Annotated in this window: 12 protein-coding genes; 7 read left to right on the plus strand and 5 right to left on the minus strand. The window is 66.4% G+C overall.

Going from position 1 to position 12637, the window contains the following annotated elements; all coding sequences use genetic code 11:
* Positions 1-28 precede the first annotated feature (28 nt).
* From fliI to fliF, 4 genes are all read right to left on the minus strand, one after another.
* Positions 29-1399, minus strand: coding sequence for a flagellar protein export ATPase FliI (gene fliI / locus ACTIFF_RS08630; protein WP_257080822.1), 1371 nt, complete (start codon positions 1397-1399; stop codon positions 29-31).
* A 115-nt stretch (positions 1400-1514) separates the two neighbouring features.
* Positions 1515-2216 carry a flagellar assembly protein FliH gene (locus tag ACTIFF_RS08635; RefSeq protein WP_439536455.1) on the minus strand — a complete coding sequence of 234 codons (702 nt, stop codon included), beginning with the start codon at positions 2214-2216 and terminating at the stop codon, positions 1515-1517.
* Positions 2217-2253: 37 nt separating this feature from the next.
* Positions 2254-3246, minus strand: a complete 993-nt coding sequence (gene fliG / locus ACTIFF_RS08640; protein WP_439536456.1) for a flagellar motor switch protein FliG — start codon at positions 3244-3246, stop codon at positions 2254-2256.
* Complete coding sequence (gene fliF / locus ACTIFF_RS08645; protein WP_439536457.1) at positions 3239-4957, minus strand: flagellar basal-body MS-ring/collar protein FliF; 1719 nt, start codon at positions 4955-4957, stop codon at positions 3239-3241. The genes fliG and fliF overlap by 8 nt, the downstream gene beginning before the upstream one ends.
* A gap of 200 nt (positions 4958-5157) precedes the next feature.
* Between fliF and ACTIFF_RS08650 the strand changes: the two genes are divergently transcribed.
* The 3 genes from ACTIFF_RS08650 (at position 5158) to fliE (ending at position 8274) form a co-directional block, all read left to right on the plus strand.
* Positions 5158-6405, plus strand: a complete 1248-nt coding sequence (locus ACTIFF_RS08650; RefSeq protein ID WP_439536458.1) for a sensor histidine kinase — start codon at positions 5158-5160, stop codon at positions 6403-6405.
* Positions 6402-7808, plus strand: coding sequence for a sigma-54-dependent transcriptional regulator (locus ACTIFF_RS08655; RefSeq protein ID WP_439536459.1), 1407 nt, complete (start codon positions 6402-6404; stop codon positions 7806-7808). Before ACTIFF_RS08650 ends, ACTIFF_RS08655 begins: the two co-directional genes overlap by 4 nt.
* A 148-nt stretch (positions 7809-7956) precedes the next feature.
* Complete coding sequence (gene fliE, locus ACTIFF_RS08660) at positions 7957-8274, plus strand: flagellar hook-basal body complex protein FliE (protein WP_439536460.1); 318 nt, start codon at positions 7957-7959, stop codon at positions 8272-8274.
* 51 nt (positions 8275-8325) lie between these two features.
* On the opposite strand, the gene ACTIFF_RS08665 is transcribed toward fliE, so the two are convergent.
* Positions 8326-9270, minus strand: a complete 945-nt coding sequence (locus ACTIFF_RS08665) for a hypothetical protein (protein ID WP_439536461.1) — start codon at positions 9268-9270, stop codon at positions 8326-8328.
* A 469-nt stretch (positions 9271-9739) separates the two neighbouring features.
* Between ACTIFF_RS08665 and ACTIFF_RS08670 the strand changes: the two genes are divergently transcribed.
* From ACTIFF_RS08670 to ACTIFF_RS08685, 4 genes are read left to right on the plus strand one after another with little or no spacing between them, the layout of a single operon-like run.
* Complete coding sequence (locus tag ACTIFF_RS08670; protein WP_439536462.1) at positions 9740-10492, plus strand: PEP-CTERM sorting domain-containing protein; 753 nt, start codon at positions 9740-9742, stop codon at positions 10490-10492.
* Positions 10489-11274 carry a PEP-CTERM sorting domain-containing protein gene (locus ACTIFF_RS08675; protein WP_439536463.1) on the plus strand — a complete coding sequence of 262 codons (786 nt, stop codon included), beginning with the start codon at positions 10489-10491 and terminating at the stop codon, positions 11272-11274. The genes ACTIFF_RS08670 and ACTIFF_RS08675 overlap by 4 nt, the downstream gene beginning before the upstream one ends.
* A complete protein-coding gene (locus tag ACTIFF_RS08680) occupies positions 11267-12244 on the plus strand; it encodes a PEP-CTERM sorting domain-containing protein (protein WP_439536464.1) in 978 nt (325 codons plus the stop codon). Before ACTIFF_RS08675 ends, ACTIFF_RS08680 begins: the two co-directional genes overlap by 8 nt.
* Entirely contained in the window at positions 12244-12618 is a 375-nt protein-coding gene (locus ACTIFF_RS08685) for a VOC family protein (protein ID WP_439536465.1), read from the plus strand. Before ACTIFF_RS08680 ends, ACTIFF_RS08685 begins: the two co-directional genes overlap by 1 nt.
* Positions 12619-12637: the final 19 nt, after the last annotated feature.

Below are 12637 nucleotides of genomic sequence, written 5' to 3' on the forward strand. Positions count from 1 at the left end.
CCGCGGCATGTGTCACTGATTTTTGCAATCAGGGGTTCAGACCGAAAATCTGGTGCAGCTTCATCACGGCGTCCTCAAATCCTTCTCGTTCGTCCATCGCCTGCTGCAAGAAGGCTTCCAGCGTCGGAAACATGTTCACCGCAAGATCGAGCTGAGGGTCCGCGCCCGGGGAGTAGGCACCGACCGAAATCAGGTCGCGCGCACGCTGGTAGCGCGACCACAACCCCTTGAAGCGGCGCACCAGATCGAAATGGCTCGGCTTGACGAGCCCGTGCATGGCGCGCGACACCGACTGTTCGATGTCGATGGCCGGATAGTGGCCGGCATCGGCCAACTGGCGGGTCAGCACGAAGTGACCGTCCAGGATCGCGCGCGCCGAGTCGGCGATCGGGTCCTGCTGGTCGTCGCCTTCGGCCAGCACGGTGTAGAAGGCGGTGATCGAGCCACCGCCCTCCGGCCCGTTGCCGGCGCGCTCCACCAGCTGCGGCAGGCGGGCGAACACGCTGGGTGGATAGCCGCGGGTGACCGGCGGCTCGCCGATTGCAAGCGCGATCTCGCGCTGTGCCATGGCATAGCGGGTCAGCGAATCCATGATGAGCAGCACGTGCCGGCCCTGATCGCGGAACCATTCGGCCACCGTGGTCGCATAGGCGGCGCCCTGCAGCCGCATCAGCGGGCTGGTATCGGCCGGCGCGGCGACCACCACCGATCGCTTCAGTCCGGCGGCGCCGAGGATCTGCTCGATGAATTCCTTCACTTCGCGTCCCCGTTCGCCGATCAGCCCGACCACGACCACCTCGGCCGACGTAAAGCGCGCCATCATGCCCAGCAGCACCGACTTGCCGACGCCGGACCCAGCGAACAGGCCGATGCGCTGGCCGCGGCCGACGGTCAGCAGCGAATTGATCGAGCGGATGCCGGTGTCCATCGTCCGGCGTATCGGTTCGCGCAGCAGCGGATTCACCGCGCGGCTGGCCACCGAACGGGAATGTCGCGTGATGACCGGCCCGAGACCATCGAGCGGCCGGCCCGCGCCATCGACCACGCGCCCGAGCAGCGCGTCGCCGACCGGCAGGTGCTTGGCGCGGTCGGATGCGCGCCGGCGCGGCTCCAGCCGTTCCGTCGGGGTAGGGCGCTGTGGCACCGCTTCGAGCGGAATCACCTGGGCGCCGGGCGCGAGGCCGACCACGTCGTCGGTCGGCATCATGAAAAGCTTGTCGCCGTTGAAACCGACCACCTCGGCTTCGCAGCTGTTGCCGCCCGGTACCATGATGCGGCAGCCGGAACCCAGCGGCAGCTTCAGGCCCGCAGCTTCCATCACCAGGCCGTTGATGCGGGTCAGCCGCCCAGCGTGCAGATACGGATTGACCCGCCCGGCCAGCGTGCCGCAGTCGGTCATGAAACCCGACCACTTCGCAACGTGCGGGTTCGAAATGACCGGTGCGCCTGCCTGCGCCGCTGCGCTGTCGGGTGAGTCGTCGAGCAGTGACGCGTCGGCCGGGGTATCCAGGGTGTCAGTCATGTTCTATCCAGTCCGCGTCGTCGATCAGCGCCTCGACGATGCGCGTCCAGCGCGTGGCCAGCGTGGCGTCGATGTGGCTGCCGCCGGCTTCGATCTTGCAGCCGCCGCGCGCAATGGTGGTGTCTTCGAATATGCGATGGCCGGCGTGTGCCAGCTGGTCACCGGCGTGAGAGCGCACGAGTGAGGCGTCGTCCGGGTTCAGATAAACCGCCGTATGCTGGTGCGGCAGCTGGTTGATCGCTTCGCGTACGACCCCGACGATCACTTCCGGTTTGACCGCGATTGCCTGCCGCACCACCTGGCGGGCGATTTCCACGCCGAGGTGGAGTACGCCCTGCGCCACTTCGGTGTCGAGCGACGCCAGTGCCTCTTCGAGCTGCTCGATCACGCTGTGCAGGCGCATGGCTTCCATTCGCACGCGCGCGGTACCCTCTTCATACCCCGCCGCGTAGCCCTCGCGATGTGCGTCGGCCTGCAGCTTCTCGAGTTCGTCGGCCGTGGGGAGCTTGAAGGCGGGTTGCGTCTCGCTGTCTGCCTGCGAGCCAGTGTTCGCTGGTATTGCAGAAGCAGGCGCTGCCGATTCGCGCCCCGGCGATCCGCCGAAGGTATCGTCGATGCCCGGAGGCTGCGCCATACCCTGGTCGAATACTTCCATCTTCCAGTGGGTGAAGGCGAGTGCGCCGTCCGATGTCATCGATTGCTCCCGTGCATGTCGTCGGGGCGGGACCGGATCACAGCATTTCCTCGCCGCCCTTGCCGCCCATGACGATCTGGCCCTCTTCTGCCAGACGACGCGCGATCTTCAGGATTTCCTTCTGTTCGCCCTCGACCTCGGACAGCTTGACCGGACCGCGGCCCTCCAGGTCCTCGCGCAGCGATTCGGCGGCGCGCGACGACATGTTCTTGAAAATCTTCTCGCGCAACTCGGGCGAGGCGCCCTTCAGCGCCAGCACCAGCTGGTCGCCGCTGACCTCGCGCAGCAGGGTCTGGATGCCGCGGTCGTCGATGTCGAGCAGGTTTTCGAACACGAACATTTCGTCGACGATCTTCTGCGCCAGGTCCGCGTCGTATTCCTTGACCGCATCGAGGATGGCTGATTCATTCGCGCTGCCGACGAAACCGAGGATTTCGGCGGTCGCCTTGATGCCGCCGAGCGCGGTCTTCTTCATCTTGGCCGAGCCCGCCAGCACGCGCGACATCGCGTCGTTCAGCTCCTTCAGTGCCACCGGCTGCACGCCGTCCAGCGTGGCGATGCGCAGGATGACATCGTTGCGCAACCGTTCCGCGAACAGTTTCAGCACTTCGGCGGCCTGGTCGAATTCCAGGTGGGTCAGGATGGTGGCGATGATCTGCGGGTGTTCGTTCTTGATCAGGTTGGCGATGGTGGCGGCGTCCAGCCATTTCAGGCCTTCGATGCCGGCGGTGTCCGAGTCGTTCAGGATGCGCGACAGCAGGTGGCCGGCGCGTTCCTCGCCGAGCGCCTTGGTCAGCATGTTGCGTATCAGGGTTTCGTCGGCCGACACGCGGCTGCCGGCCGACGTGGCTTCGTCGAACAGGTCGAGCACTTCGGTCACCCGTTCGCGGGGCACATTGCGCAGCCCGGCCATCGCGGTGCCGATCTTCTGCACCTCGCGCGGCCCGAGATGCTTGAGCACCTCGGCTGCGGCGTCCTCGCCCAGCGTCACCAGAAGCAGGGCGCTGCGTTCGATTCCGACATCATTCATCGCCATTCACCCAGTGCTTGATCACTTCCGCGATCGCCTTCGGATCATTCTTCGCCATCGTGCGGGCCGCTTCGAGCTTGGTTTCGAACTCCAGTGCCGCGCGCGCCTCCGGTGACAGTTCAAGCTGCGCTGCGGCGGCGCCGGGCAGGGAAACCGGCTGCCCATCTGCATCCAGCGTGACGTCGCGCACGTCGTCCTCGTCGCGCTCGACCGGTGCCGTCAGCGTGCGCACCAGTGGCTTGAGCACACCGAACAGCAGGTAGGCGGCAACGCCGGCGACCAGCAGGTACTTCAGCAGGTCGCCTGCCATGCCTGTCAGTTCCGGGTCCTTCCAGATCGGCGTGTCGAGCACTTCCTGCTGCACTTCGGTGAAGGGGGCCGATGCCACGTTCAGCGTGTCGCCGCGCGCTTCATTGAAGCCCATCGCCTCACGCGTCAGGTCGTTGATGCGCTTGAGTTCGTCGTCGGTCAGCGCCACCGGCGTGACATTGCCCTTGTCGTCGGTCTTCACTTTCTGCGCCACCAGCACCGCCACCGAAAGCCGGCGGATCTGGCCGGTCGGCTGGCGCACGTGCTGCACCGTCTTGTCCAGCTCGAAATTGGTCGTCGAATCCTTGCGCGTGTTGATCGGCACCATCGGCGGGGTGCCGGGGGCGCCCTCGGCCGCCGGCGTTCCCGGTGCCGGCGGGGTGGTGATCGGTGCGGTGGCTGGGGTCGGCGGCTGATTGGTCAGCGCGCCCGGCACGCCACCGGCGGCCGGCTGGTTGCTGACCGATTCGCTCATCTGCTGGCTGCGGATCGCGGCGTCCGGCGTCGGGTTCGGCTTGTACGTTTCGGCCGTCTGTTCGGTCTGGCTGAAATCGATGTCGGCGGCGGTCTGCACGCGGTAGTTGCCGCGCCCCATCAACGGTTCCAGCATGGCTTCGATGCGCCGGATGGTCGATGCCTCGATCTCGTTGACATATTTGAGCTGGGTCGGGTTGAGCGCCGCGCCGTCCTTCATGTCGCGGTTGCCAGACAGCAGATTGCCGTTCTGGTCGAGCACCGACACGTTTTCGGTGGCCAGCTGCGGCACGCTCGATGCCACGAGGTGCACGATGCCGCCGACCTGTTCCGGGCTCAGCGTGCGGCCGCCGAGCAGACCGAGCACCACCGAGGCCGACGGCTTCTGGTCATCGCGCAGAAAGGCACTCTGCTTCGGAATGGCCAGATGCACGCGGGCGTTGTCCACTGCGGCCAGCGTGCCGATGGTCTGCGCCAGCTCGCCTTCCAGCGCACGTTGATAGGTCACCTGCTCGGAAAACTGCGACTGCCCCATCTTCTGCTTTTCCATCAGCTCGAAGCCGATGGAGCCGCCGCGCGGCAGGCCCTGGGCGGCCAGCTTCAGCCGCGCGTCGTGTACAAACTGCGAGGGCACCAGGATGGCGTGACCGCCTTCGGAAAACTTGTACGGTACGTTCTGCTGCTGCAGCATCGCGACGATGGCGCCGCCGTCCTTGTCGTTGATGTTCGAAAACAGCACTTCGTAATTGGGGCTGTTGCTCCACAGCGTGAGGCCGACCAGCAACGCGATCGCCATCGCCAGACCGCCGGCCAGTCCCATCTTCTTCTGCATCGGCAGGGCGGCCAGCCGCTGCTGCGCAAGCGCAAGCGGGTTGGTCCCCGCGGCAGGGGCGGTGTTCGGATCAAGTACGGCGTTTGCAGCGGCCATGTTTCGTCTCGCGCAGGTGACGGATGAGGGGTCTGCAGTACGGCAGACCTTGCAGGATGAGACGGATTGTCGGCGTGCCTCGCGCGAGCCGTTCCGCGGATAAGGCGGGTTTTTGGCCGGCTGATCCGCCCGAAAACGTGGCCTGCGCCTTGCTACGCTGGCACGGTCGATCAATTCCTGCGCCTGCCGGCGCTCCGTACATGGCCGAACCCGCTGCTGCCACTGCTGCCGTCACCGCCGCCTCGGCTGCGGACACGCCGCGCATTGCGCCGGACGAAGCCGCACGCCTGGCCGAAGCTTTCCGCCTGTTCAATGCCGCGTCGGCGGAGCTGTCGGAAGCCTACGGCACGCTGGAACGTCAGGTCGCCAGCCTGACCGAAGAGCTGGCCGCAGCCAATGGCGAGTTGCGTCGCCAGTATGAACAGAAGGCGCGTCTGACCGACCGGCTGACCACCTTGCTGAATCAGCTGCCGGCGGGTGTCGTCGTGGTCGATGGTGCCGGCGAAATCGAACAGTCCAACCCGGTGGCTTTCGACATGGTGGGCGCGCGGGCCGGGCAGCCATGGTCGTCGAGCGCCTGCCGGCTGGTACAGGCCGACGCTCCCGCCGAATGGGACTGCACCGACAGCGAGGGCGCGCATCGCCGGCTGTCGGTCAGCGAAGCGCCGCTGACCGGCGAGAACGCACGCATCGTGCTGCTGCACGACATGACGCGCCAGCACGCACTCAAGATTGCCGCCGCCCGCAACGAACGTCTGGCCGCGATGGGCGAAATGGCCGCGTCGCTGGCGCATCAGCTGCGCACGCCGTTGGCCGCGGCCACGCTGTACGTCGGTACGCTGATCGGCCGCGAACTGCCGCCTGCCGACATGCGTTCGATCGCGTCGCGCGCGCAGGACAGGCTGCGCCATCTCGAGCGGTTGATCCGCGACACGTTGATGTTCGCGCGTGGCGAGGTGCTCGGCCGCGAGGCGATAGACGTCGCCGGCCTGCTAGAAGAACTGCGCCACACGGTCGAGCCGGTGGCGCGCGCGGCCGGTGTCGAACTGATGGTCGATGACGCATCGGCAGCAGGCACGGTGTCGGGCGATCGCAAGGCGATTGCCAGCGCGCTGGTCAGCCTGCTCGAGAACGCGGTGCAAGCCTGTTCTGCGGGGGGTGAAGTCGGCCTGTCGGTCGGCATCGACGGCAACCGCCTCGGTTTCGCTGTGCGAGACACCGGGCGCGGCATAGCACCGGAGATTCAGGAAAGATTGTTCGAACCCTTCTTCACCACCCGTGATGAAGGAACCGGACTCGGGCTGGCGATTGCACGCGGTGTGGCGCGCGTGCACGGCGGCGACATCGAATGTGTGTCCGCGCCCGGCGCGGGCAGTCAATTTACGCTGCGCCTGCCCATCACGGCAGGCAGCGGTGCCCCGGAAGACGTGCTGGAGAAGCTGCAATGAGTGAAAAGCTGAACATCCTGGTGGTCGAGGACGAACCGAATCTGCGCGATGCGCTGTGTCTGGCCATCGAATGCGCCGGCCACCGCGTGATCGGTGCGGCCGACGGCCCGCAGGCGTTGCGCATGATCGAGCGCAATACCGGCGAGCACGCGCTGAATCTGGTCATCACCGACCTGAAGATGCAGCCGATGGACGGGCTGACGCTGCTGCGCGAAATCCGCGCCCGCGAAGCCGCGCTGCCAGTGCTGCTGATGACGGCCTTCGGCGACGTCGAAAAGGCGGTCGCCGCAATGCGCGCCGGCGCCTGCGATTTCCTGCTCAAGCCGTTCGAGCCGGATGTGCTTCTCGCCCACATCGATCGCTATGCCGCACCGGTGGTGACGCCGGCCGACATGGTCGCCGAGGACGCACGCACCCGGCAGGTGCTCGGTCTCGCGGCGCGGGTCGCCCGCTCCGAAGCCACCGTGCTGCTGACCGGCGAATCCGGCACCGGCAAGGAGGTGTTTGCGCGCTACATCCACCAGCAGTCGGCGCGCGCCGCCATGCCGTTCATCGCGATCAACTGCGCGGCCATCCCGGACAACCTGCTCGAAGCGACACTGTTCGGCTACGAAAAGGGCGCGTTCACCGGTGCAGCCGCCGCGCAGGCCGGCAAGTTCGAACAGGCCAATGGCGGCACGCTGCTGCTGGACGAAATTTCCGAAATGCCGCTGGCGCTGCAGGCCAAGATGCTGCGCGTGCTGCAGGAGCGCGAGGTGGAGCGGGTCGGCGGCAAGAAGCCGATTCCGCTCGACATCCGCGTGCTGGCCACCAGCAACCGCGACATGGAAGCCGAGGCGCGCGCCGGCCGCTTCCGCGAAGATCTGTATTACCGCCTGAACGTGTTCCCGATCGGCATCCCGTCGCTGCGCGACCGCCCGGGCGACATCGTGCCGCTGGCCCGCCACTTTCTCGCCGGCTGCGCGAAGGCGCAGGGTCGCGTGCTGAGGCTCGGCAATTCGGCGGCGGCAATCCTTGCCGGTCACGACTGGCCCGGCAATGTGCGCGAACTGGAAAACACCGTGCAGCGTGCCGCCATCATGGCACCCGACGACCTGATCGAAGCCGAGCACATCATTCTGGGTGGCCAGCGCGGCCTGTCGCGCCCGGTCGCTGTTCCGGCACCTGTGGCCGAGCCGGTCATGCCGACGCCCGCGGCCAACGATGCACCGCCCAGTGCCACGCCTGACGCGCCGTTGAAGGTGAGGTCGGTGCGCGACATGGAACGCGACCTGATCCTCGAAACGCTCGCGGCGGTGGGAGGCTCGCGCAAGAAGGCGATCGAGAAACTGGGTATTTCCGAACGCACGCTGCGGTATAAACTGGCGCGCTACAAGGCAGACGGGTTGCTGCGGGAAGGTTGAACGGCGCCACGCAGCGCGTTGGCCCGGGATTTGCTAAAGAATCAGCAACCGGGTCAAAACCCCTGAACGGGCAGTCCGCAGGCGGCATTTTTTGCCGCCGGTCGGCGATGCGTCGGACAGCAATGCCGTACGGCAACGGAGAAATGACATGAACACCAGCCTGAACCAGATGATCACCGAACTGCGCTCTACCGCGCAGGTCGCCGCTGGCAAGCCTGCCGCTCAGGCGGGCGCTGATTCGGGGGCTGACTTCGGTGATGCGCTGAAGAATGCGATCGAGCAGGTCAATGCGGCTCAGGCGCAAGCGAGGCAGATGTCGGAAGGTTTCATCACTGGCACTTCCGAATCCAATCTGCAGGACGTGATGATCGCGTCGCAGAAGGCCAGCCTGTCCTTCCAGCAGATGGTGCAGGTGAGGAACAAGCTGGTGAATGCCTACCAGGACATCATGAACATGCCGGTCTGACCGCTCGGACCGCTCGGGAAAACCGGCCGTCGGCCGGTTTTTTTTTGCCTGTCAGCGGCGGCGCAGTGCCAGCAGTGCGAGCAGGCCGCCGGCGAGCAGCACGGCCGGGGCGGGTTCCGGCACGGCGCTGACATAGGCCTGACGGTAGTCGAAGCCGGAATCGCCGGATGCGGAGTAGGTACTGATGGGCGTGCCTTCGGCGGTTGTCAGTGACACGATGCCGCCCCAGCCTATTGTGTTGCCCAGGTTGGAGAAGGCAGCGAACTGACCGGACGAGGGCTCGTAGGGGGTGCTGCCCAGGCTGACCGAAGCCGAGGCATTGCCGCCCAGGCTGAACGGAAGCACCGTACCCAGTATCACCGGCACCGTGATGTCGAGGTTGCCGAACCGGCCGTCACCCAGCAGGCGCGGGTCGCTGCCCGGGGTCGAGTCATTCAGCAGGCTGCGAAAGGTGGACGACGAGCCGAGCGTGGCGGTGAAGCTCCAGTACGACGAGGCGTTCCAGCCACCATTCCAGCTGTTGCTGCCTTCGATGCCGAGGTCACCCGATACGCTGACGCGGTAAGTGAGCAGCGCGGCTGTACCGGCGGCGAGGCCGGGTGCGCTGATGATCAGTGTGTCGCTGAAGCTGGCGTGGGCGGTGGAACTGGCCGCCACAGCGAGATTCAGGTTGTAGTCCGGATTGTTCAGGCGCACGTTCGCATCGGCCACGACGTGAATGCCACCGGGTTCGGCCCGCGCCGTGCTCTGCGCGCCGCCTTCGATCACCCTGTTGCCGCTGCTGCTGAGCACCGCGCTGGAAGCCGCCGAACCACCGGGGGTGGCAGCCCCGTGGTTGGTCTGTTCGTTCGGCCCGTTGGCAAAGCTCGATAGCGATGAAGCTGTGGTGCCCGTCGAGTAGTAGGCGGCGTGGGCGCCTGCGCTGCCCAGTGCGCAGACGATCAGTGCGCAGCCAAGGCGGCGCGTGCGCGCCTGCAGAAACGGGACGTTGAACATGGACCAGCCTTTCCGGAAAGGGAGGGACGACTGCTGTCATTCAAGCACCGAAGTGCATCAAAAGCATCGGACTAGGCGAAACGACTGAGTCACCGCGTCGATCCCGAGACGCGCTCGGGCACCGATCGCCATCGGCCAGGTCCGGCACGTCGAGTTACGGTTGACAATGATTCTCATTTAACGGATTCTTCGATCGTCTGCGGTGACGGCTTCCGAATGACATGGAAGTCGTCACCGCGGCACCTGCAAGCCAGGCGTCGACACCCCGTCCGTCACCCAGCAAGTCCTTCGCCAGCCACCGCCCGAACCGTACGGGCGCGCAAGCCGTCCGTTCCGCTGTTCGCGTCCGACCTGCCAGCCGCGACCGTATCGGTCCGCCAGCCTCCGTCTGCACACCCGTCATGTCGCAAAGCCGTGTCCTTCAGTGCGACCGGGTGCAGAAAACTTTCAAGAGCCAAGAGGTGACACGATGACCATCCGCACACATGCCCCGCATGCCGCCGCTGCCCTGATGCTGGGCGCACTGCTGACCGCTACGCCCGCGCACGCGGTGACGATAGACGTGACCGAAGACGTGATGACCTCTTCCTTCTTCCAGGGCGCGAATGCCGTGCGCGGCTATGCGGGCGACAACCGACCCGTGTTCCGCGTATCGACGGGAAATCCTTTCGGCACGATCGGCGCAGAAACCATCTATCTCGCGTTCGATTACGACTTCTCGTCCTTCATCGGACCGGTCAGCGCGCTGCTCACGGTGCAGTCGACGAGCGGCGGATTCGGTGCCGACGCCAGCGCCGACACCCCCTTCACCGTGTCGGCGCACGGTGTGGCCGCCAATCCGCTCACGGCCATCAGCGATGACACGAATCCCGCGGGCAGCCTGAGCTGGCTGCACTTCTACAACCAGAGCATCCTGCCGGCCGACGCCGCGGCGCGCCGTGTCGTGACCGGGCCGGGCGCCGTCACCTTCGATGTGTCGGCGCTGGTGGGGAGCTGGATCAGCGGCGGCAATGCGGTGCAGGTGATCGCTCTGACCGGCCTCAACGACACCTCGGGCAACGAATTCCTGCATGGCTTCCTGAACAACACCGAAGCGCCCGGTTCGGTCTTCCTGACGGTTTCGGCGGTGCCCGAACCCGAAACCCACGCGATGTTGCTCGCCGGTCTAGGCCTGCTGAGCCTGGCGCGTCGCCGCCAGCGCGCTGCCGGGGAAACGCGGTGAGCGGCACGATCCTTCCGTTGCGTCAGCTGGTCGGCGCACTGACCCTCGCCGGACTGTTCGTCGCAGCGCCCGCATGGGCCGGCCACTACCCGATGTACGCCAGCTGGGCCCAGCCCGACGGACCCGGCAGCGATCTCACGCTGACCTACAGCTTCAGCAATCTGTTCGACGGAGGGCTGCGCGATGCCGCCGGCGTGGCGCTGCCGATGTCGGTGCTGCGCAGCGCCTTCGAGCAGGCGCTGTCCGATTATGCGGCGGTGCTGCCCATCCATTTTGTCGAGCAGACTGATGGCGGGCCGAAGCCGGAAACCGGCGAATACGACCCGGCCGGTCTGGCCGACATCCGGGTCGGTCTGGTCGCGCACATCAGCGACGCGAATGCCTACGCCTACTTCCCGTTTTCGCCTGCCAGCGGTCTGGCAGGCGACATCGTGTTCAATGGCGGACGCTTCGGCGCCGGCTGGACGCCGCTGTGGTTCTATGCGGTGGCTCAGCACGAACTCGGACATTCGCTCGGCATGGGGCACTACGACAGTGGCGATGCGCCAGCGGCTGCGCCGGCACAGCTTTCTGTCTACGAAGGCCCGGTGTTCGCGCTCGACAGCGAAATGGTCAGTGCGCTGCAGGGTGTCTATGGCAGCGGTACCGGTTCGGTCACGCCGCTGTCGGCGGTGCCCGAACCGCACGCCTGGGCCACGCTGCTGGGCGGCCTGGGCCTGGTCGCCGCGCGGGCTCGCCGCACCGCACGCACGGGTGGCTGCGGGGAGACCGGCCATGCGTGATCGCACAGCGAGGTCATGGCGACGCGCGGCACCGAGGCCGCTGCTCGCATGGCTGCTGATCGCTTCCTCGTCGCCGGTGTCCGCACTCGAGATCGAGTTCGACTACACCTACGACACGCGCGGCTTCTTCACCGACCTGGCGAGCGGTGCGCCGCGCATCGATCGCCGCGCCTTGCTTGATCTGGCTGCGTCCCATTACAGCGGCTTCACGGATACGCTGAGCGCGATCGCGCCGGCTGAGGGCGACCAGTGGTCGGTGTCCTTCATGCACCCGAGTCTGGGCGGGCCCGGCGTGACGCTGAACAACGTCGTCATCGAAGCCGACACGTTGCGCATCTATGTCGGCGGCTCGCCGTCGGCGCCGGGCGTGCTGGGCTTCGCCGGTACCGGCGTCAACCTGCAGGCCACCGGCAGTGCCGCCTTTGTCGGCGCCGTCATGACGCGTGGCCAGCTCGACACCACCGGTCCGGATGCCAGCGACTACGCCACGTGGGGCGGTTACATCTGGTTCAACGCCAGCAATGACTGGTACTTCGGCGCGGACGCCGGAGGGCTGTCGTCCGGCCGCCCGGATTTCCTCACCACGGCCACGCACGAAATCGGTCATGTCCTCGGTTTCGGCGAAGCCGATTCGTGGCGGGCGCAGATCGATGCCACCACCGGTCTGTTCACCGGCGCCGCGTCGGTGGCGGCCTACGGAGGCGGCGTGCCGGTCGACCGCTACGGCAGTCACTGGGCGGAAGGTACGCACAGCGTGCGCGATGGCCAGTTGCAGGAAACGATGATGGATCCAAGCACGCCCTTCGGCGAACGCCAGTTGCCCACCGCACTCGACTATGCCGGCTTCGCCGACATGGGCTGGCAGGTGTCGGCAGTGCCGGAGCCTGCCAGTGCGTTGATGCTGCTGGCCGGCCTGGCCCTGATCGGTCTGTGGACGAGACGCGCCGGCGTTATCCGTCGCGACGCGTGATGAATCTGGATCCGGTCGAAATCAAGGCCTTCGTGCCGGCCACCGACTTTGAACTGTCGCGCCGGTTCTACCTTGCGCTCGGTTTTGAAGTTTCGTGGACGGATGACCGCCTCGCATACGTTCGCCACGGCCACGTGAGCTTCCTGCTGCAGGCGTTCGACGCGCCGGCGTTTGCCCGGCAGTTCCAGATGCATCTGCTGGTTGCCGACGTCAACGACTGGCACGCACATGTCGTATCGGCCGATATTGCCCGCCGCTTCGGCGTGTTGGTCGGCAGGCCGGAAGACCGGCCGTGGGGCATGCGGGATTTCGTGTTGTTCGATCCTGCCGGCGTGCTGTGGCGCATCGCCGAGAACCTTCCGCAAGCGGGCTGACAGGCGCGCCTGTCACTTG

Origin of the sequence: Methyloversatilis sp. (assembly GCF_051861465.1) — a bacterium.
Lineage (GTDB): Bacteria > Pseudomonadota > Gammaproteobacteria > Burkholderiales > Rhodocyclaceae > Methyloversatilis.

Bases quoted from the DNA above. Each gene is read 5' to 3' on its own strand.
- ACTIFF_RS08665 (WP_439536461.1), bottom strand. From the start codon at position 9,270: ATGTTCAACGTCCCGTTTCTGCAGGCGCGCACGCGCCGCCTTGGCTGC.
- fliG (WP_439536456.1), bottom strand. From the start codon at position 3,246: ATGAATGATGTCGGAATCGAACGCAGCGCCCTGCTTCTGGTGACGCTG.
- fliI (WP_257080822.1), bottom strand. From the start codon at position 1,399: ATGACCGACTGCGGCACGCTGGCCGGGCGGGTCAATCCGTATCTGCAC.
- ACTIFF_RS08685 (WP_439536465.1), top strand. From the start codon at position 12,244: ATGAATCTGGATCCGGTCGAAATCAAGGCCTTCGTGCCGGCCACCGAC.
- ACTIFF_RS08655 (WP_439536459.1), top strand. From the start codon at position 6,402: ATGAGTGAAAAGCTGAACATCCTGGTGGTCGAGGACGAACCGAATCTG.
- fliE (WP_439536460.1), top strand. From the start codon at position 7,957: ATGAACACCAGCCTGAACCAGATGATCACCGAACTGCGCTCTACCGCG.
- ACTIFF_RS08650 (WP_439536458.1), top strand. From the start codon at position 5,158: ATGGCCGAACCCGCTGCTGCCACTGCTGCCGTCACCGCCGCCTCGGCT.
- ACTIFF_RS08670 (WP_439536462.1), top strand. From the start codon at position 9,740: ATGACCATCCGCACACATGCCCCGCATGCCGCCGCTGCCCTGATGCTG.
- ACTIFF_RS08635 (WP_439536455.1), bottom strand. From the start codon at position 2,216: ATGACATCGGACGGCGCACTCGCCTTCACCCACTGGAAGATGGAAGTA.
- ACTIFF_RS08680 (WP_439536464.1), top strand. From the start codon at position 11,267: ATGCGTGATCGCACAGCGAGGTCATGGCGACGCGCGGCACCGAGGCCG.
- fliF (WP_439536457.1), bottom strand. From the start codon at position 4,957: ATGGCCGCTGCAAACGCCGTACTTGATCCGAACACCGCCCCTGCCGCG.